General features: G+C 60.3%; 21 protein-coding genes. All 21 read left to right on the forward strand.

The window, feature by feature from the left end:
• Nucleotides 1-317 precede the first annotated feature (317 nt).
• The 21 genes from rpmE (at nt 318) to AB1576_07585 (ending at nt 18,565) form a co-directional block, all read left to right on the forward strand.
• The gene (gene rpmE / locus AB1576_07485; protein ID MEW6081602.1) at nt 318-521 is read left to right on the forward strand and encodes a 50S ribosomal protein L31; all 204 of its coding nucleotides are present in this window, start codon (nt 318-320) and stop codon (nt 519-521) included.
• Between the two features lie 65 nt (nt 522-586).
• Nucleotides 587-1,471 carry a DUF1385 domain-containing protein gene (locus AB1576_07490; GenBank protein MEW6081603.1) on the forward strand — a complete coding sequence of 295 codons (885 nt, stop codon included), beginning with the start codon at nt 587-589 and terminating at the stop codon, nt 1,469-1,471.
• Entirely contained in the window at nt 1,464-2,537 is a 1,074-nt protein-coding gene (prfA, locus tag AB1576_07495) for a peptide chain release factor 1 (protein MEW6081604.1), read from the forward strand. The genes AB1576_07490 and prfA overlap by 8 nt, the downstream gene beginning before the upstream one ends.
• Nucleotides 2,534-3,379, forward strand: coding sequence for a peptide chain release factor N(5)-glutamine methyltransferase (prmC, locus tag AB1576_07500; protein MEW6081605.1), 846 nt, complete (start codon nt 2,534-2,536; stop codon nt 3,377-3,379). Before prfA ends, prmC begins: the two co-directional genes overlap by 4 nt.
• 4 nt (nt 3,380-3,383) lie before the next feature.
• Nucleotides 3,384-4,913, forward strand: a complete 1,530-nt coding sequence (locus AB1576_07505) for an L-threonylcarbamoyladenylate synthase (protein MEW6081606.1) — start codon at nt 3,384-3,386, stop codon at nt 4,911-4,913.
• Between the two features lie 7 nt (nt 4,914-4,920).
• A complete protein-coding gene (rpiB, locus tag AB1576_07510; GenBank protein MEW6081607.1) occupies nt 4,921-5,370 on the forward strand; it encodes a ribose 5-phosphate isomerase B in 450 nt (149 codons plus the stop codon).
• Nucleotides 5,371-5,433: 63 nt separating this feature from the next.
• Nucleotides 5,434-6,072 carry a uracil phosphoribosyltransferase gene (gene upp, locus AB1576_07515; GenBank protein ID MEW6081608.1) on the forward strand — a complete coding sequence of 213 codons (639 nt, stop codon included), beginning with the start codon at nt 5,434-5,436 and terminating at the stop codon, nt 6,070-6,072.
• A 10-nt stretch (nt 6,073-6,082) separates the two neighbouring features.
• Nucleotides 6,083-6,553, forward strand: coding sequence for a dCMP deaminase family protein (locus tag AB1576_07520; protein ID MEW6081609.1), 471 nt, complete (start codon nt 6,083-6,085; stop codon nt 6,551-6,553).
• The gene (locus AB1576_07525; GenBank protein MEW6081610.1) at nt 6,550-6,891 is read left to right on the forward strand and encodes a MazG-like family protein; all 342 of its coding nucleotides are present in this window, start codon (nt 6,550-6,552) and stop codon (nt 6,889-6,891) included. The genes AB1576_07520 and AB1576_07525 overlap by 4 nt, the downstream gene beginning before the upstream one ends.
• Before the next feature lie 532 nt (nt 6,892-7,423).
• On the forward strand, nt 7,424-8,473 hold the full coding sequence (locus tag AB1576_07530; protein MEW6081611.1) for an MraY family glycosyltransferase: 1,050 nt from the start codon (nt 7,424-7,426) through the stop codon (nt 8,471-8,473).
• Between the two features lies 1 nt (nt 8,474).
• Nucleotides 8,475-9,617 (forward strand): UDP-N-acetylglucosamine 2-epimerase (non-hydrolyzing), encoded by a 1,143-nt coding sequence (gene wecB, locus AB1576_07535; GenBank protein ID MEW6081612.1) that lies wholly within the window; start codon nt 8,475-8,477, stop codon nt 9,615-9,617.
• Nucleotides 9,618-9,631: 14 nt separating this feature from the next.
• Nucleotides 9,632-9,862, forward strand: a complete 231-nt coding sequence (locus AB1576_07540; protein ID MEW6081613.1) for an AtpZ/AtpI family protein — start codon at nt 9,632-9,634, stop codon at nt 9,860-9,862.
• A 96-nt stretch (nt 9,863-9,958) separates the two neighbouring features.
• Nucleotides 9,959-10,285, forward strand: a complete 327-nt coding sequence (locus tag AB1576_07545) for a hypothetical protein (protein ID MEW6081614.1) — start codon at nt 9,959-9,961, stop codon at nt 10,283-10,285.
• A gap of 1 nt (nt 10,286) precedes the next feature.
• The gene (locus tag AB1576_07550) at nt 10,287-12,209 is read left to right on the forward strand and encodes a V-type ATP synthase subunit I (protein MEW6081615.1); all 1,923 of its coding nucleotides are present in this window, start codon (nt 10,287-10,289) and stop codon (nt 12,207-12,209) included.
• Nucleotides 12,210-12,316: 107 nt separating this feature from the next.
• Complete coding sequence (locus AB1576_07555) at nt 12,317-12,808, forward strand: V-type ATP synthase subunit K (GenBank protein MEW6081616.1); 492 nt, start codon at nt 12,317-12,319, stop codon at nt 12,806-12,808.
• Nucleotides 12,809-12,827: 19 nt separating this feature from the next.
• On the forward strand, nt 12,828-13,427 hold the full coding sequence (locus AB1576_07560) for a V-type ATP synthase subunit E (GenBank protein ID MEW6081617.1): 600 nt from the start codon (nt 12,828-12,830) through the stop codon (nt 13,425-13,427).
• Between the two features lie 13 nt (nt 13,428-13,440).
• Nucleotides 13,441-14,421, forward strand: coding sequence for a V-type ATPase subunit (locus tag AB1576_07565; GenBank protein ID MEW6081618.1), 981 nt, complete (start codon nt 13,441-13,443; stop codon nt 14,419-14,421).
• Nucleotides 14,414-14,743: a V-type ATP synthase subunit F gene (locus tag AB1576_07570; GenBank protein ID MEW6081619.1), complete on the forward strand. Its 330-nt coding sequence runs from the start codon at nt 14,414-14,416 to the stop codon at nt 14,741-14,743. Before AB1576_07565 ends, AB1576_07570 begins: the two co-directional genes overlap by 8 nt.
• Nucleotides 14,743-16,539 carry a V-type ATP synthase subunit A gene (locus AB1576_07575; GenBank protein ID MEW6081620.1) on the forward strand — a complete coding sequence of 599 codons (1,797 nt, stop codon included), beginning with the start codon at nt 14,743-14,745 and terminating at the stop codon, nt 16,537-16,539. Before AB1576_07570 ends, AB1576_07575 begins: the two co-directional genes overlap by 1 nt.
• 15 nt (nt 16,540-16,554) lie before the next feature.
• Nucleotides 16,555-17,931, forward strand: coding sequence for a V-type ATP synthase subunit B (locus tag AB1576_07580; GenBank protein MEW6081621.1), 1,377 nt, complete (start codon nt 16,555-16,557; stop codon nt 17,929-17,931).
• Nucleotides 17,932-17,944: 13 nt separating this feature from the next.
• Nucleotides 17,945-18,565, forward strand: coding sequence for a V-type ATP synthase subunit D (locus tag AB1576_07585; GenBank protein ID MEW6081622.1), 621 nt, complete (start codon nt 17,945-17,947; stop codon nt 18,563-18,565).
• Nucleotides 18,566-18,680: the final 115 nt, after the last annotated feature.

Genomic DNA, 18,680 nt, shown 5'->3' on the forward strand with positions numbered 1-18,680 from the left:
TGCGTCTTATCAGTCTGTCTAATTATACCATCAAAGCAAGCGTAGCGCAAGCAAAAAACCGCGATTTAACGCGGCTTTTCAAAGAGTTTCTTCGCAAAATCAAACTACTGTTCTGTTAAACTCGGGGGGAGGGAGATCTATCTCCCTCCCCCTGGCTTCGCGTACGCCCGGCACGCTTAGATTGGGAGTGAAGGTCTCCGGTGGGAGTGGGTAGCATTATAGGTGAGTGATTGCGGGAGGTTCACAAGCGCCACGCCGTCTGCTATAATTAATAGCGTTCGAGATGACACGGGATTTTTTTAGACGAGGTGACGCAGTTGAAGAAGGACATACACCCAAAGTACGTGAGGACCACAGTTACTTGCGCCTGCGGCGCATCCTATGGCACCGGTTCCACCAAGAAGGACCTTAAGGTAGAGATTTGCTCCCGTTGCCACCCATTCTTCACTGGGGTTCAGAAGATCATTGACACGGGAGGCCGTGTGGAGAAGTTCAAGACCAAGTACGGAATGACGGACTAACCCACAATGGCATTGAACAAGAGCAGAGCCCCAGGGCTCTGCTTTTTGTAAAGGGCGGTGTTCTGGTGAGCATCAAGAACTACGGTGGCCAAGCCGTCATTGAAGGTGTGATGATCCGGGGACCGGAGGGATTCAACATAGCTGTCAGGGGCCCCAACGGGGACATCGTCACCCGCCGGGAGGACCGGGTGCCCTGGACCAAGCGCTGGCCCTTCCTGGGCTGGCCCTTTGTGAGAGGTCCCGTTGCCCTGGCGGAGACGGTCTCCCTGGGCGTGCATGCGCTGCTGTACTCGGCCAACGCGGCACTGGGAGAAGACGAAGAGGTATCCACCCGGGACATGGTGCTGGCTGTTTTAGTCGCAGTAGCCCTGGCTGTGGGCTTGTTCATGGTGGCCCCTACCTTGGTGGCGTCCTTTCTGCGCCAGTTCTTCCCTGCCCGGACTCTCTGGCTGAACGTGGCAGAGGGGCTCATAAGGGTTGCCTTTGTCGTAGGCTACATAGTAACAATATCCCGTATGAAGGACATACAGCGAGTCCTGGAGTACCATGGCGCTGAGCACAAGGTGATCAATGCCCTGGAAGACGGCGGCTCCATGGACGTGACAACGGCGGCCAAGTACCCCCGGCTGCACCCCCGCTGCGGGACGAGTTTCCTCCTCCTGGTGGCGGTGGTTAGCATCTTCCTGTTCTCCTTCTTTGGCTGGCCCGGCGTGATCCAGCGCATCCTGTTACGCATAGCCATGCTCCCAGTAGTATCGGGAGTGGCCTATGAGATCATCAAGCTGTCTGGCCGGATCCGCCCTGGCTCACCGTTACGGTGGGTGCTGGCGCCCGGGATGTGGCTCCAGTCCCTGACCACAAGAGAACCCGATACTGGCCAAGTCGAAGTTGCGCTCGCGGCCCTCTCAGGCCTAATGGAGGAGCATCAAGGGGGTGGGATTGATGGATGACCGGTTACGCGTGGCAGAGGAGCGATATGACGAGCTCTCACGCCTCCTGGCCGATCCCGCTACTGAGAAGAGTTCCTCGGAGATCCAGGCTTATGCCAGGGAAATCTCCCACCTGGAGGATATGGTCTTGAAGTATCGCGAGTACAAGAAGGTCATCGAGGAAATCCAGGAGGCCAAGTACCTCTTGAAAGGGGCCGACGCCGATTTCCGGGCCATGGTGGAAGAGGAGATAGAGGCCCTGGCGGACCGCCGGGATTGCCTTCAGCGGGAGCTCAGGGTCATGCTGCTTCCCCGGGACCCCAATGATGACAAGAACGTAGTTATGGAGATCCGGGCGGGGACGGGAGGCAACGAGGCGGGGCTCTTCGCTTCGGACCTTTATCGCATGTACGTGCGCTACGCAGAGCGTTCGGGATGGAGGACGGAGGTCATGACCGCCAATATGACGGACATTGGCGGCATCAAGGAAATAGTCTTTGTCGTGGAAGGCAAGGGGGCATACAGCCGCCTCAAGTACGAGAGCGGTGTCCACAGGGTACAACGCATTCCAGTCACGGAGTCAAGCGGCAGGATCCATACATCAGCTGCCACTGTGGCGGTGTTGCCCGAGGCAGAAGAGGTAGACGTCGATATCGATCCTGAGGACCTTAGGATAGATACCTACTGTTCCAGCGGGCCAGGGGGTCAGAGCGTCAACACAACATACTCAGCAATCCGGATTACCCACCTTCCCACCGGGCTTGTGGTTACGTGCCAGGATGAGAAGTCCCAGCACAAGAACCGGGACAAGGCCATGAGGGTGCTCAGGGCCAGGCTACTCCACATGGCCGAAGAGGCTCAGCACCAGGAACAAGCCGAAGCCCGCCGTTCCCAGGTCGGTACAGGCGACCGTTCCGAGAGGATACGGACGTACAACTTCCCGCAGGCCAGGGTCACCGACCACAGGATAGGGCTGACACTGCACAGGCTTGACAGCGTCCTGGACGGCGATATCCTGGCCATAATCGATGCCCTCATGGCTGCGGACGAGTCTGCCAGGCTTCAGATGGCGGAGGGTAAGGCATGAGCGAAACCCTGAGCGTGCGGGAAGCCCTGGCCAAAGGGAGGGACCTTCTCAGCGATGGGGGGGTTGAGGATCCCGCCAGGGATGCCCTCCTGCTGCTGGGTAGTGTGACCCAGGCGGACCCCTACCGCCTGTGGGTGGATGGTGGATGGCTGTCCGAGCCCCGGCTCTCTCACTTCTGGGGGGTGCTGGAGGAGAGGGCCCACCGTATTCCCCTCCAGTACCTCACCGGGACACAGGAATTCATGTCCCTGGCCTTCCGCGTGGACCAGCGCGTGCTAATACCTCGGCCGGAAACGGAAATCCTGGTAGAGGAGGCGTTGCGGCTTGCCCAGTTCAGGGAAGGCCCCGTGGTCGTAGACGTTGGCACGGGGAGCGGGGCAATCGCCGTATCCGTTGCCTACTACTGTCCCTGTGCCCGTGTGTATGCAACCGACATATCCCTGGGGGCCCTGGATGTTGCCAGGAATAACGCAAAGGCCCACGGAATTGATATCGTGTTCCTTCAAGGGGACCTGCTGGCACCAGTGGTTCTCAAGGCAGACCTCATCCTGGCCAACCTCCCCTACGTAGCCACAGGGGATCTGGAAGGGATCCAGCCAGAGGTGCAGTACGAACCAAGGCTGGCATTGGATGGGGGACCTGACGGGCTTGATCTGGTCAGAAGGCTTCTTGACCAGGCGCCGGGCAAGATTAAGACCGGCGGCTACCTTATCCTTGAGGTGGCCCCTGGCGAGGCCGCCCTGGCTCAAGACTACCTGGAGAGCACCGGGGAGTTCCAAGGAGTCCGTGTGGTGAACGACTACTCGCACAGGCCGCGAGTTCTTGTGGCAAGGAGAGATTGATCTCATGTACAAGGTGAAGACCCGTCTCTTCATGACCGATCCATTGAATCCTGGGCCTGAGCTGGACGAGCCTGCCAGGCTGCTCCGGGACGGTGGGCTGGTGGCCTTTCCCACAGAGACAGTCTACGGGCTTGGCGCGGCGGCTAGAGACGCCCGGGCCATTCACAGGATGTATGAGGCCAAGGGACGGCCCGCCGACAACCCAACCATAGTCCATGTATCTTCTCCCGGCGATGTGGAGCCGCTTGTGCAGCAGGTCAAGCCGGTCCACGCCCGTCTCATCGAACGCTTCTGGCCAGGGCCCCTCACACTCATATTCAACAGGAGTTCCAGGGTGCCCCCTGTGGTGTCATCAGGCCTGGACACCGTTGCGGTCAGAATGCCCAGGCACAGGGTGGCCCTGGAGCTCATAGCCAGGGCTAGCGTGCCCGTGGCTGCTCCCAGCGCCAACCTCTCTGGTCGTCCCAGCCCTACCACGGCCCGTCACGTCCTTGATGACCTCGACGGGAGAATTGACGCTGTTGTGGACGGGGGCCCGGCCGGGGTGGGGGTGGAGTCGACGGTCCTGGATCTCACCGGTCAAGTCCCTGTGATCCTGCGGCCCGGCGGAGTCACCAGGGAGGCGCTCCAGGAGTTCCTGGGGGAAGTAGAGGTGGCGCCCGGGATACTGGAGGGCGGTGCCGGCTACTGGGGTGTGCCCGCATCCCCCGGGATGAAGTACCGCCACTACGCGCCCAGGGCGGAGCTCTGGCTGGTGGAGGGACCCAGAGAGGCCCAGGTGGCCAGGATAAAGAAGATCCTCAGGGACTTGCACGCAAAGGGGCTCAAGGTAGGTGTGCTCGCCCACCGCGAGACTGCCCACTCGTATGATGCCTTTCAGGTAGTGACCATGGGTAGCTGGGACAGGCCAGACGAGGTGGCTTCCCAGCTCTTCGCAGCCCTGCGCCAAATTGATGCCTCATGCCCTGACATGATAGTTGCTGAGGGTATGGTGACATCCGGAATGGGTCTGGCTGTGATGAACCGGCTGAGGAAGGCTGCCACCCGAAGGTGTAACGCAGGCGCTTCCCGCGTGGTTCTCCTGGTATGTACCGGGAACACCTGCCGAAGCAGCATGGCTCAGGTGATACTGGAGCGGATCCTCCAGGAAAGAGGGCTGGCAGGCTACACGCTGGTCTCCGCTGGCGTATCCGCCTTTGACGGCACACCGGCGACTGCCGGCGCCGTTTCGGCTGTGGCGGAGATGGGACTGGACTTGTCAGGCCACAGGGCCAGGCGCCTGCAGTGGGACATGGTGGACTGGGCCGACCTCATCATCACCATGACAGCAGAGCAGAGAGACAGGGTCCTGCAGCAGTTCCCCGAGGCACGGGGCAAGACCCATGTCCTCCGGGAGTACGTGGGGTTATCCGGTGACGTCCAGGATCCCTGGAGTTCTGATGCAGAGACATACAGGAGAACCGCTCAGGAAATCAGAAGTGCCCTTGAGCGGCTGGTTGATATCCTGGCTGGGGAGACTGGTCCAGGGGGGTGAAGATGACGTGAGAGTGGCCCTGGGGGCAGACCACGCCGGGTTTGAAATGAAGCAGGTGTTCAAGGAGCGTTTGCGTGAGAAAGGGGTACAGGTTCTGGACTATGGAACCTCTTGCTGCGAGAGCGTGGACTACCCCGATATCGCCCTCCCAGTGGCACGGGCGGTTGCCACGGGGGAGGCAGACCGGGGAGTGCTGATATGCGGCACAGGGATAGGGATGTCCATTGCAGCAAACAAGGTTCGTGGTGTGCGCGCTGCCCTCTGCCATGATGTGTTCTCTGCAAGGGTCACGCGGGAACACAACGATGCCAATGTCCTCTGTATGGGGGCCAGGGTCATTGGCCCCGGCCTTGCCCTGGAGATACTGGAGACGTGGCTGGGAACGGGTTTCTCCGGGGGCCGGCATGTATCCCGTGTCAAGAAGGTTACACAATTGGACGACCTGCGAGACCAGTAGCTAGGGCATGGCCGCGGCCGGCCCGCACAAGGCAGCCATGCCGTAAAGACAGGGGGAGTAGACATGGGAGAGCCGGCCAGAGTCCAGGTTGTGGAGCATCCCCTTGTCCAGCACAAGGTGGCCTACCTGAGGAACGCGGGTACTGGTGTCAAGGAATTCAGGGAACTGGTGTCAGAACTCAGCATGCTTCTCGCCTACGAGGTTACGCGTAAGATGCCTTTGACCCCCGTAAGCGTCCGGACCCCCCTGGAGGCCACTCAGTGCCACGTTGTCAGTGGCAAGAAGGTGGCGGTAGTGGCCATTCTCAGGGCGGGCCTTGGGATGGTGGATGGCATTCTCAGGCTGGTTCCCATGGCGAAGGTCGGGCACATTGGGCTGTACCGTGACCCGGATACGCTGAAGCCCCAGGAGTACTACTGCAATCTCCCCGGGGACTTGGCCGAACGAGAGGTCTTACTGGTGGATCCCATGCTCGCTACCGGGGGCTCGATGGTACGGGCGCTAGACCTTCTAGAGAAACACGGTGCCGGGGCCATCAAGGTGGTGTGCATCATTGCCGCTCCTGAGGGTGTTGCCGTGGTGGAGCAACGCCATCCCGATGTGGAGATATTCACTGCTGCACTGGACAGGGAACTGAACTCTCACGGTTACATACTCCCTGGCCTTGGCGATGCCGGGGATAGGCTATTTGGGACCAAGTAGAGGTGTGGCCATGACAAGCGACCAGAGACCCGGTTGGGATGAGTACTTCATGGAGGTTGCCCAGGTCGTGGCGAAGAGGTCGACCTGCCTCAGGCGCCACGTGGGGGCCATCATCGTCAAGGACAAGCGTATACTCGCCACAGGCTATAACGGGGCACCCTCGGGCATGGCTCACTGTCTCGAGGTGGGCTGCCTCAGGGAGAGGCTTCAGATACCCTCGGGTGAGCGCCAGGAGCTCTGCAGGGGGCTTCACGGGGAGCAGAACGCGATAATCCAGGCATCCCTCTATGGGTTCAGTGTGGAGGGGGCCACCTTGTACACCACTACAGAGCCCTGCATCACCTGCGCCAAGATGATAATCAACGCGGGGCTGCGCAGGGTGGTATACATGAAGGAATACCCGGACACCCTTGCCAGGCAGATGCTGCAGGAGGCAGGGGTTGAGTGCTCCAGGATAGAGCGGGAGGAAGCAGGTAGATGAAGAGGCCGGACAGCAAGACCATCGCGCTTCCCCGCCTCAACAACCTGAGGCCAACGCTGGAATCCACAGCGCTGAAGCTCATGGAGGAAGCGGGCGAGCTGGGTGCTGCCATAGGACGTTTCCGGGGCTATGACCGGTCATCTGAAGGAAAGACTCAAGAGGCCGAAAGGGCCCTGGCCAGGGGGGTGGCCCGGGAGCTCTTGGATGTCGCCCAGACAGCAGTCACCATGATGTTTGTCCTGGAGGAACAGCATGGAGTGACAGTTGAGGAGACGCTGAGCCAGCACATACGGAAACTGGTAGACAAGGAATACCTGAAGATAGATGAGGGGCTGTGAGGCTAGGGCTGCAAGTTATATTCGCGCCCAGGATCCCGGTGGTAAACGGCACGCGTCGAGCGGAGCCTTCCCGTCATCAAACCCTAACACAATAAAGAGCCACCCTAAAGCCAGCCGTGTCCTGTAGTGTCGCCTAGATGTGCTCCTTGGGGTGTACCTAGCAGAGTCTACTCATCCCCATGATCTCGTAACAGTGTCTTGCGTTCCTGGGCAGGCAGTGAGTAGCCTTAATTGGAGACATAATACGGTGTGCAGGGGAAGGGCCCAGGGTGCGGGCGTCTCGCCTCAGGGCCAATTGAGCTGGCTGTCACTGCCAGCCGGGAGCGGGAGCCACTGGTGAGTCCTTCCGATCACAGACTCCAGGCACGGTGCCGGGCCACGGAGGCAGCAGGGCCCTGCTCCCTTTCTTCGCGGATGTATACCCGGTTGGGCCAGTACTGGGCCAGATGGGCCAGCACGTGTGGTTGACAGAAGTTTACATAGGATATACAATGTTGGCGTTACCAGTAATACCGACGGGGGGTAGTGCCCCGTGCCCACTTTTGTCAGGGCGTTGCTCTTCGCCCTGCTGGTCAGTATCGCCGTCACCCCTATCATTGGGTGGCTTGCCCTGAAGACCGGCGCACTGGTGAGACCCGTATCCCGGAGCATACACTCTAGGCCTGTCCCCCACATGGGGGGGCTGGCCATCTTCATGGCATTCGTTGCGTCCGCCCTCTTATGGGGACGGGCACCTGTGCTGGAGACATGGGGCGTGTTGCTGGGCGGTCTAGCCATGGTGCTCCTCGGGACAATCGATGACTTCAAGACACTCTCACCCAGGCTGAAACTCTTTGGACAAGTAGTCATTGCAGTGCTGGTGGCACTGTTCTTTGACCTGAGGATCATCTTCGTCACAAACCCGTTAACCGGTGGTTACATACTCCTGGGAGCCTGGGGTATCCCCCTTACGGTGCTTTGGATGGTGGCCATGGTAAACGTGATGAACTTGGTTGACGGGCTTGACGGCTTGGCTGCGGGCATATCCACCATAGCCTCCCTCACTCTGTTGATGGTGGCATTCAAGGCGGGGCAGACCCATGTCATGATCCTGGCGGCTGCACTGGCTGGCAGCACGCTGGGTTTTCTTCCCTACAACTTCAACCCGGCTAAGATATTCATGGGTGACTCAGGAGCCATGTTCCTAGGCTTCACGCTGGCTGCGGTGGCGGTAGAGGGCACCCTGAAGAGTGCTGCAACCCTGGCTCTGGCTGTTCCCGTGCTCACGTTGGGCCTGCCCATATTCGATACGGCCTTCGCCATCGTGAGGCGCGTTGCCAACGGCCGTTCCATATCCGAGGCCGACCGGGGGCACCTGCATCACCGGCTCCTGGAGAGGGGTCTCACCCAGAGGCGTGCGTGTCTTGTGATGTACAGCATCAGTGCCTGTTTGAGCGGTTCCGCCCTCCTCCTGATATCCAACCCCCAGGCGGCGGTGGGAGCCCTGCCGGTGGTCTTCATAGCTCTATACCTGGTGGGACTGAGAGCAGGCCTGCTAGGCCTGCGTGATGACAAAGACAAGCATAGATGTGAAGGTCGGTAGGATGAGAGTCAAGGTTCTTGTGGTTTTTGGCACTCGCCCTGAGGCCATCAAGATGGCCCCGGTAATCAGGGAACTGGAGGCGTGGTCCCAGTTCTTCTTAGTGCGTGTGGCCGTTACCGCCCAGCACAGGGAAATGCTGGACCAGGTAATAGACCATTTCCACATCAATGTTCATCACGATCTGGATATAATGTCTCCAAGACAGACCCTGACCGGTGTGACCCTCAGGGCGCTCGAGGGGCTGGATGCGGTGCTCTTGCAGGAGAAGCCAGACATCTGTCTAGTTCAAGGGGACACCATTACCACCTTTGCCGGGGCCTTGGCTGCTTTCTTCCACCGGGTTCCCGTGGGCCACGTGGAGGCAGGCCTCCGTACCGGGGATAAGTACGCCCCATACCCTGAAGAGATGAGCCGGCGCTTGGCAGGGGTCGTTGCGGACCTTCACTTTGCCCCTACGGCTTGGGCCAGGGACAACCTCATCACGGAGGGAATCGACCCAGCCAGGGTCTACGTGACAGGGAACAGTGCCATTGATGCGCTCCTTCTCACAGTAAAGGAGTCCGGCAGCCGGCACCTGCCTGTCCTGGATGAAGTTGGGGACTCCCGGATGGTGCTGGTTGACTGCCACAGGAGGGAGAACTTCGGGGAGCGCATGAGGTGTATCTGCGAGGCGGTGGGCAAGATAGCACGGGATACACCCGGTGTCACAGTGGTGTTTTCCGTCCACCGGAACCCAGAAGTGGCGGATGTGGCTCACTCCGTGCTTTCTGGCCAGGAGAGGGTCATCCTGGTGGACCCCCTGCCCTATCCTGAATGGTGCAATCTCCTGGCCCATGCATACCTTGTGGTGACGGATTCCGGGGGAATCCAGGAAGAAGCCCCCTCCCTGGGCACGCCGGTACTCCTGTGCCGGGATGTCACGGAAAGGCCTGAGGCGCTGGAATCGGGCACCGTCCGCCTGGTGGGAACTGACAGGGACCGCATCGTCCAGGAGGTTGGCCAGTTGCTGGCGGACTCAGCCGTGTACCAGAGGATGAAGCGCACCTCAAACCCATACGGGGATGGCAGGGCCTCCCAGCGCATCGCTCAGGCCCTCGCCCACTACTTCAGGATGGCCCCGCCTCCCGAGGAATTCCGCCCCTAGAAGAGGTGAGCGCGTTGAAGGATGCCCGCTCCCTACGGTACCTGGGCCTGGTATTCCAGCTGGGATTGGGTTTCGTTGCCTCGGCCTTCGGGTCAGTTCTCATAGGGATCTACCTTGACAGGAAAGCAGGCACATCACCAGTGTTCGTCACCGTCATGCTACTGCTTGGACTTTCTGGAGGCCTGTGGAATGCCTTTCGCACCTTGAAGGCCTTCGAAGAGGATGTCAGAAGGAGCCGTCACTGAGCCCGAGGTTGTTAGATGTGGATCGATGAAGGATTCAACGATCCCTTGTCGAAAAGGCACTGTTTGTTAGCTCAAATCCCGGCAGGTGGTGGGACCATGATTGAGGCCATCGTTCAGCGCATTCGCGGGGCCGAATCCGAGGCTGAGGAGATGCTTAGGAGCGCACGTTCAGAGGCCGAGGCAATGCTGTCATCCGCTTCGCGTGAGGCCGCCGAGACAACCCGGGACCTCAAGGAGAAGGCCCTTCGGAAGGTCCAGGGGATGGCGGAACGGGCCGAGGAACAGGCTGAGCTGGAGGCACGACTCATACTGGATGAAGGGGAGGAGCAGGCAAGGGCCGCAGTGAAGGCCGCCGAGAGCCGCATGGCTCAGGCTGTTGAGCTAGTCCGGGAAAGGATAGTGAGACAGTATGGCGGTATCTAGGATGAAGAAGGTGGCCTTGGCAGCCTGTCTCTCCCTGCGGGAAGAGGTTACATGCCGTCTCCAGGACCTTGGCGTCCTTGAACTCGTGGATGTGGGGGAAGATCTGCAACGGGGGATGCCCCTATCCGTGGCGCGGGACCGCTTGGACAGGTTGACCGGGGCCTTGAAGTACCTGGAGGGTTTCACGTCCAGGAGGAAAGGCCTCGTGGAAACCTTCGTGACAGTGAAAGACCCCGTCACACCCGAGGAGTTTGACCTGATCACGAGCACCTACGATGAAGAAGGAATAGTAAAGGACTGCCTGGCCGGTGAGGCCAGGCTTGCAGAGATAGGCCACCGGAGGCAGCAACTCCAAGACACCGTGACCTGCCTTAGCCCCTGGCTGGGGCTGAACGTGCCCGTGGAGAGCCTGGAGGCCCAGGACAGGGTGTGCCTGGCGCTAGGCTGGATGGCAAATAAGGATGTTGTCGCTCTGGCCGAAGCCTCCCTCACCCTTCCCATGCACGTTGAGAAGGTCTCCCAGGAGGGCAGCCGCACCTATGTGGCCATCTTCCTCTTGGCCGGCCACCCGGAAGCCAGGGACCTACTGGAGCGTTCCCAGATTACCCGGGCATCCTTCGAGGGACTGAGGGGAACCCCTCAGCAGCTGGTGGATAGGGCCACTGAAGAGATTCGCCACCTAGACATCGAGGAGGAGCAGATACGCAAGAAGGCCCATGGGATGCTGGAGGAGACAACAAACCTGAGAGCCCTCCACGATAACCTGGTTTTCCAGGCAGAGAGGGCGGGGGCTACGGAACTCTTCACCCACACCCAGAGGGCGTTCGTCATAAGGGGCTGGGTGAGGGCAAAGCACATGCCCCAGCTCGAGCATGCCTTTAGGGACCTGGGCTCCAGGGTGAGTATCCTTTCAGAGGACCCTGGAGAGGGGGACGACCCCCCGGTGGTACTGGAAAATCCCGCCCTCATACAGCCCTTCGAGGTGGTTACCAACCTTTACGGGAACCCGCGCTACGGGGAGGTAGACCCCACGCCTCTCCTGGCACCCTTCTTCTTCGTTTTCTTTGGCCTTTCCTTGAGTGACGGCGGGTACGGGCTGGTACTCACCCTGCTTTGCCTGTACATGCTGAAGAAGATGGATATCCCCGAGGGTGGCAAGCGCCTGTTCCGCCTCCTGGCCCTGGGAGGTGTCTCCACAGTGGTATTCGGAGCCCTTACGGGGAGCTGGTTTGGCAACGCTGTGCAGATCCTCCCCTTTGAGGCGCTAAAGGCCTTGAGTGCCCGGATCACCCTTTTCGATCCCTTGAGGAACCCCCTGGCAGTGCTGGGATTGGCCCTGGGGATGGGGGTGCTCCAGGTCTGGTTTGGCATACTGGTGAAAATGGTCATCGACATCCGGGAGGGCAGGGTGCTAGAGGGGCTCTTGGACCAAGGCTCCTGGTTGATCTTCATCGCTTCCGTGGCGTTTTTCGCCTTTGAGGGACAGCTGCTGGGCACTGGCCTAGGGCGCTACCTCGTTATTGCCGGCGCGCTTCTGGTCATGTTTGCCGCGGGACGGCGGCAGAAGAGTCTCCTCCTGAAGCCCTTCTCGGCAGTACTGGGCCTGTATGGGGTGGTGGGTTATGTGGGAGATGTTCTCTCGTACGCCCGCTTGCTGGCCCTGGGGCTGGCTACCGGGGTCATAGCCATGGTGGTAAACCAGATAGCCCAGCTGCCCCAGGGCATTCCTGTGGTGGGTATCGTGCTGTCCATCCTGATAATGGCGGGGGGGCACTCCTTCAACCTGCTGGTGAGTACCCTGGGGAGTTTCATCCACTCAGGGAGGCTGCAGTTCGTTGAGTTCTTCACCAAGTTCTTTGAGGGTGGCGGGAAGACCTTCAGGCCATTCCGCAAGGAGGGCAGGTTCACGGCAGTAAAGGGATAGCGGGAGTTTGGGCGCCCACCGGGGCGTCACCAGAATGGAGGGAATCTAGGATGTTGGGTATCACCATCGGAACGGCACTAGGCTTTCTAGGCCTGACGGTTTTCGGAATGACGCTGGCCGCGGCTCTTGCGGGTGGGATGGCCCTGGCCGTACTGGGGGCGGCAGTGGCGGTGCTCCTGGCGGGCACGGGTTCCGCCGTGGGTGTGGGCATTGCCGGTGAGGCCGCAGCGGGTGTCACCGCGGAGGATCCCGACAAGTTCGGCAAGCTTCTCCTTCTCCAGGCCCTTCCCGGTACGCAAGGGTTCTACGGACTTATAGGCGCTTTTCTCGTCATGAACCAGCTAGGCTTCTTCACGGGCGCCATCCCCAGTCTCAGCGTGGACCAGGGGTGGCAGTTCTTCTTCGCCTGCATGCCAGTGGCCCTGACAGGGCTCACCTCAGGGATTGCCCAGGGCAGGGTGTCGGCGGCAGCCATAGGCATGACGGCCAAGCGCCCGGAGGAGTCAGGAAAGGGATTGATCCTGGCGGCCATGGTTGAAACCTATGCCGTTCTCGGTCTCCTGGCAACCCTTCTTCTCCTCAACGGCATCCAGGTATAACACGCGAGGGGTTGGTCCTATGTCGCTGGATAGCATCCTGGAGCATATCTCCAAGGAGGTAGATGGTGAGCGGGACGAGATCCTGAGGGACGCCAGGGAAAAGAGCGAAGCCATGCTGGACAAGGCGCGCGAAACGGCCGAGAACGAGGCCAAGGTCTTGGAGCAACGCGGGCAGGATGATGCCAAGGCAAGGCATGAACGTATTGTCACCCTGGCAAGGCTCGAGGGCCGCAAGCGCCTCCTGGCAGCAAAGCAGAAGGTAATGGAGAACGCCTTTTCCGAGGCCCTCCGGTCCCTTGCAGGTCTCCCGAAGTCCCAATACCTGGAACTGCTCAAGGGAATGCTGGTAGCAAGCGCCAGCGGAACCGAAGAGGTAATCCTCTCCCGCCGCGACCGTGATGCGCTGGGAGAAGAGCTGGTAAGAGAGGGCAATCGCGCGCTAGAGATAGTAAACCGGCCTGGGCGCCTCAGGCTTTCCCCTGAGACCCGGGAGATCTCCGGCGGGCTAATCTTGGCGGGGGACAGGGTGGAGATAAACATGTCCTTCGACAGTGCCCTGGGGAGTGTGAGGGAGGAGCTGGAGGCCGAGGTGGCTGGTGTGCTATTCGGCGAGGGCTAGTGGAGGGATGGCGTTGCCGGGACTATCATTGAACGAGGAGACATATGCCTTCGCTTCCGGCAGGCTTAACGCCCTGGAAGCGAAGATACTGGACTTGCCTCGCCTGCAGCGTCTCATTGATGCCCCCAGCGTCGAGGAAGCCCTGAAGTACCTGAGTGACAGCGGCTATTCCGTGGAAGAGGGAGCCGATGCTGCTCTGGCCATGGAGATCCAGCGCCTCTATTACCTGGTTTTCGCGATCGTGCCTGAAAGAAGCGCACTGGAGGTCTTCGGACTCAGGCACCTATTCCAGCACATCCGGGCGCACTTCCGCCGGGCCTTGCCCGGAGCCAGTGGGACTTTCACGGTGGGAGCCCCGTGGGTGGCAGGGAGCATCCTGGAGGACCTTGAGGCCGGGCGCTATGAAAGCCTGCCGCCCGGCGTAAGGGAGGCGGTCATGGAGGCTGCCGCGGCCGCAGTGTCCTGCGATGCCTCCACCTTGGATGCCCTTTTGGACAGGCATCTTTTGTCCCTCCAGGTCAGGCTCGCCCGGGACACAGGGAGCTCGACCCTGGTAGGGTACTTCGAGGGTACTGTGGATACAGCGAATCTCAGCATCCTCCTCCGGGGAAAGGCCCGGGAGGATGTGGATGCCCTGAAGTACATGGCTGAGGGCGGCACACTTCCCCTGGCCACATACAGCCGTGTATTCCCCGCGCCTTGGGAGGAGATCCCCTCAGCCTTTGGTGCCCACCCCCTGGCCGCCGTGGCTGCCCGGGGAGTCCAGGGCTACCTCCAGGGCAAGACCTTCGGTCCACTGGAGCGGGGTACCGACGAGTACCTCATAGGTCTCTTGGGAGAGGTCAAGTACGCGTCACTGGGGATTGGGGTAGTGGCCAGGTACATTGTCCGGAAGGAGACCGAAGTGAAGAATGTTCGCCTGATCCTCGCTGGCAAAGAGGCTGGTAAGGCGGGGTCCCAGATCAGGGAAAGGTTACGTGATACAAATGTCTAGGGCAGTAGCAATCATTGCTGATAACAGTACCGTTGGGGTCTTTGCCGCCCTTGGCTTTGACACCTTCCAGGTGAAAGGCCCCGGGGAGGCTGCCGAAGCCCTCAGGGATGTAGCCCGAGGGGACTACGGTCTTGTCTACATCACCGAGGATCTAGCGGCTGAACTGGAGGAGCAGGTCAAGTCCTTGAGGGAGCGCACACTGCCTGTGGTGGGAATCATCCCGGGCCCCCAGGGTTCCCGGGGGGTTGGTTTCGCCCGTCTCAAGGACATCGTGGAAAAGGCCATTGGCGCAGACATTCTTTTCAAGGGAGAGGAACGATGATGGATCTGGCGGCGAAGGAGAACGGGGCTGGCCGCATCATCCGTGTGGCAGGTCCGTTGGTGATAGCCCAGGGGGTCGCCGGGGCCAGGATGTATGACGTTATGAGGGTTGGAAACCGCCGCCTGATAGGCGAGGTCATCGAACTCAGGGGTGACAAGGCGTCCATCCAGGTTTACGAGGAAACGTCAGGCTTGGGTCCCGGGGAACCTGTAATTAGCACAGGGCAGCCCCTGAGCGTGGAGCTGGGCCCGGGCCTGGTAGGGTCCATCTATGATGGCATCCAGCGGCCCCTGGATGTCATTAATGCCCAGGTAGGCGACTACATTACCAGGGGGATTGACATCCCTGGCCTTGACCGGGAGGCCAAGTGGAACTTCCGTCCTCGTGTCAAGGAGGGAGATCAGGTTCAGGCTGGAGACATCCTGGGGACAGTCCAGGAAACCGTTTTGGTAGAGCACAGGATCATGGTGCCTCCGGACATCCGGGCCGCCACCGTGACACACATTCATCTAGGAGAGGCCACCGTAGTGGATGTGGTGGCTCGCCTGGAGGTTCAAGGGACAAGTGAAGCCAGGGACGTTACCATGATGCAGCGCTGGCCGGTCCGGAGGCCCCGTCCCTACAAGGCGAAGAGGTCTCCCACCGAACCCATGTCAACTGGCCAGCGGGTCATTGACACCTTCTTCCCCATCGCCAAGGGAGGAACCGCCTGTATCCCGGGGCCGTTTGGAAGCGGCAAGACGGTGGTGCAGCACCAGCTGGCCAAGTGGGCCGATTCTGAGATTATAGTGTTCATCGGGTGCGGTGAGCGGGGCAACGAGATGACCGACGTGCTCCTGGAGTTCCCCGAGCTGAAGGATCCCAAGTCAGGTGAGCCTCTGATGGAGCGCACGGTGCTGGTGGCCAACACATCCAATATGCCGGTGGCCGCCCGGGAGGCCTGCATCTACACGGGAATGACCATAGCCGAGCACTTCAGGGACATGGGCTACAGGGTGGCCCTAATGGCCGATTCCACCTCCCGGTGGGCTGAGGCTATCCGGGAGATATCCGGGCGCCTCGAGGAGATGCCTGGCGAGGAGGGCTACCCGGCCTACCTGGGGTCCAGGGCAGCCGAGTTCTACGAGCGAGCCGGTTACGTGGAATGCCTGGGCCAAGATAACAGGGAGGGGGCCATCACCGCTGTGGGGGCCGTTTCCCCGCCCGGTGGCGACCTTTCCGAGCCAGTGACCCAGGCCACCCTACGCATCGTGAAGGTCTTCTGGGGCCTTGATGACAGGCTAGCCCAGCGCAAGCACTTCCCTGCCATCAACTGGCTTACCAGCTACAGTCTCTATGTAGACAAGTTACAGGAATACTCCAGGACCCACGTTCACCCGGAGTTCCCGGGTCTCAGGACAAGGGCCATGGCTCTTTTGCAGGAAGAGGCGGAGCTGGAAGAGATCGTGCGGCTGGTAGGTGTGGATGCCCTGTCAGTCCAGCAGAGGCTCGACCTGGAGACAGCGAAGTCCATCAGGGAGGATTTCCTGTACCAGAACGCCTTTCACGAGTTGGATACGTACACTTCCCTGGAGAAGCAGTACCGGCTTCTCGGGCTCATTCTCTTCTTTCACGACCAGTGCAGGGAGGCCTTGGCAAAGGAGGCGCCCCTCCAAGAGCTGCTGGAACTGGAGGTAAGGGAAGATATCGCCAGGGCGAAGTTCATCCCTGAACGCGAGATGGACAGGTTCAGCAGCCTTGAGGGGGAGATCCGGCAGGCCGTGGGCAAGGTGACTGCCTCGACGGCAAATCGGTGAGTGGGGGAGTGGACGGTGCTTAAGGAATACATGACCATAAGGGACATAACTGGCCCACTGATGCTGGTGGACGGGGTAGATGAAGTCCACTTTGACGAACTGGTGGAGGTAGAGCTCCCGGGGAATGTCATCAGGCGGGGAAAGGTGCTGGAGGCCGAGGAAGGGAAGGCGTTGGTCCAGCTCTTTGAGGGTACCTCTGCGCTGGACGTGCGCAGGAGCAAGGTCCGCTTCCTCGGGAAGGTCATTGAGCTGGGTGTGTCCGATGAAATGCTGGGGCGTGTATTCGATGGCTTTGGGCACCCCATTGACGGGGGCCCGAGGATCATTCCCGAGGAGCGCCTGGACATCAACGGTAACCCCATTAATCCCTTTGCCAGGGCATACCCTTCTGAGTTCATCCAGACAGGGATATCCGCCATCGACTGCATGAACCCCATTGTTCGCGGGCAGAAACTCCCCATCTTCTCCGGCGCTGGGCTTCCCCATCCACAGATGGCCGCTCAGGTTGCCCGGCAGGCCAAGGTGCTCGGCACCCAGGAGAAGTTCGCCGTGGTGTTTGCCGCCATGGGGATCACCTTCGAGGAGGCCGACTACTTCATAACGGACTTCCGGAAGACGGGTGCCATCGACAGGGCTGTCCTGTTCATGAACCTGGCGAACGACCCCGTCATTGAGCGAGTGGCCACACCCAGGATGGCCCTGACCACCGCGGAATACCTGGCTTTTCAGAAGGGCATGCATGTCCTGGTGATCCTAACGGACATGACCAACTACTGCGAGGCGCTCCGGGAGGTCTCCGCTGCCCGCAAGGAGGTGCCCGGTCGCCGCGGCTACCCGGGTTACATGTACACGGACCTGGCACTCATATACGAAAGGGCAGGCAGGATCAGGGGAAAGCCTGGGTCCATCACCCAGATGCCCATCCTCACCATGCCTGAGGATGACAAGACCCACCCCATACCGGACTTAACCGGTTACATCACGGAGGGACAGGTGCTCCTGTCCCGGGAGTTGCATAACAAGGGCATATATCCCCCGATAAACGTCTCCCTTTCCCTCTCTCGTCTGAAGGACAAGGGTATTGGCCCGGGCAAGACCAGGGAGGATCACGCTGGGGTCCTGAACCAGCTGTCAGCCGCGTATGACCGGGGCAAGGAGGCCCGGGAGCTGGCGGTGGTTCTGGGCGAGGCAGCCTTGACACCCGTGGACAAGAAGTTCCTCAAGTTCGCGGAGAGGTTCGAGGATGAGTTCGTCCGGCAGTCAGAGACCGAGGGCAGGACCATACAGCAGACCCTGGACATAGGGTGGCGACTCATGAGCATTCTACCGCGCGCGGAGCTCAAGAGAGTCAGGGACGAGCACGTGGAGAAGTACATGCCCAACACTGATTGACGGGGGCTTTTCGATGCAGATCAGGGTGAATGCCACCCGCATGGAGCTTCTAAAGCTGAAAAACCGCCTCAAGATGGCCCGAAGGGGGCACAAGCTCCTCAAGGACAAGCGAGACGAGCTCATGCGGCTTTTCTTGGAAATGGTCAAGGAGAACAAGACGCTAAGAGAACGGGTAGAGAGGGACCTGGCGTCATTCTACGGAGATGTCACCATGGCCCGGGGGGCCATGGGGGGCGACGCCTTTGACTTGGCGCTCTCCGCTCCCAGTGCCCGGCTGAGCCTGGAGACGGGGCAGCGGATGCTCATGAGTGTGGCGGTACCTCGCCTTTCCTTTGAAAGGGAGGGTCGAGTCCACCCGTACGGCTATGTGTCCACATCGGGCGAACTCGATACCGCCCTAGCTGTCCTGGACGACCTCCTGCCATCACTCCTAAGGCTTGCGGAGATAGAGCACTCCGTTGCCCTTCTTGCTGGTGAGATAGAAAAGACCAGGCGGAGGGTTAACGCACTGGAGCACGTTCTCATACCCCAGCTGGGGGATGCCGTGAAGATGATAACCATGAGACTCGCTGAGATGGAGCGCTCAAATGCCTCACGTCTGATGAAGATCAAGGAGATAGTGAGGAGTCACTGATCCAGGGCATTCCCTGAAAGCACACCAGCCCCCAGGCACGGCTTGGGGGCTTCCACTTGGGGACACGCGCCCCCAAGGATTCAGGGCTTTGGCCGCAAGGGGATTATCCCTAGAC

This window comes from Bacillota bacterium (assembly GCA_040754315.1).
In the GTDB taxonomy this organism is placed as follows: Bacteria; Bacillota; Sulfobacillia; order DUSP01; family JBFMCS01; genus JBFMCS01.

What these genes read in the sequence shown, in the direction of transcription:
- AB1576_07545 (MEW6081614.1), top strand. Translation starts at nt 9,959, where the DNA reads ATGATTGAGGCCATCGTTCAGCGCATTCGCGGGGCCGAATCCGAGGCT.
- prfA (MEW6081604.1), top strand. Translation starts at nt 1,464, where the DNA reads ATGGATGACCGGTTACGCGTGGCAGAGGAGCGATATGACGAGCTCTCA.
- wecB (MEW6081612.1), top strand. Translation starts at nt 8,475, where the DNA reads ATGAGAGTCAAGGTTCTTGTGGTTTTTGGCACTCGCCCTGAGGCCATC.
- AB1576_07555 (MEW6081616.1), top strand. Translation starts at nt 12,317, where the DNA reads ATGACGCTGGCCGCGGCTCTTGCGGGTGGGATGGCCCTGGCCGTACTG.
- AB1576_07575 (MEW6081620.1), top strand. Translation starts at nt 14,743, where the DNA reads ATGGATCTGGCGGCGAAGGAGAACGGGGCTGGCCGCATCATCCGTGTG.
- AB1576_07585 (MEW6081622.1), top strand. Translation starts at nt 17,945, where the DNA reads ATGCAGATCAGGGTGAATGCCACCCGCATGGAGCTTCTAAAGCTGAAA.
- AB1576_07525 (MEW6081610.1), top strand. Translation starts at nt 6,550, where the DNA reads ATGAAGAGGCCGGACAGCAAGACCATCGCGCTTCCCCGCCTCAACAAC.
- AB1576_07570 (MEW6081619.1), top strand. Translation starts at nt 14,414, where the DNA reads ATGTCTAGGGCAGTAGCAATCATTGCTGATAACAGTACCGTTGGGGTC.
- AB1576_07520 (MEW6081609.1), top strand. Translation starts at nt 6,083, where the DNA reads ATGACAAGCGACCAGAGACCCGGTTGGGATGAGTACTTCATGGAGGTT.
- AB1576_07560 (MEW6081617.1), top strand. Translation starts at nt 12,828, where the DNA reads ATGTCGCTGGATAGCATCCTGGAGCATATCTCCAAGGAGGTAGATGGT.
- AB1576_07550 (MEW6081615.1), top strand. Translation starts at nt 10,287, where the DNA reads ATGAAGAAGGTGGCCTTGGCAGCCTGTCTCTCCCTGCGGGAAGAGGTT.
- prmC (MEW6081605.1), top strand. Translation starts at nt 2,534, where the DNA reads ATGAGCGAAACCCTGAGCGTGCGGGAAGCCCTGGCCAAAGGGAGGGAC.
- AB1576_07505 (MEW6081606.1), top strand. Translation starts at nt 3,384, where the DNA reads ATGTACAAGGTGAAGACCCGTCTCTTCATGACCGATCCATTGAATCCT.
- upp (MEW6081608.1), top strand. Translation starts at nt 5,434, where the DNA reads ATGGGAGAGCCGGCCAGAGTCCAGGTTGTGGAGCATCCCCTTGTCCAG.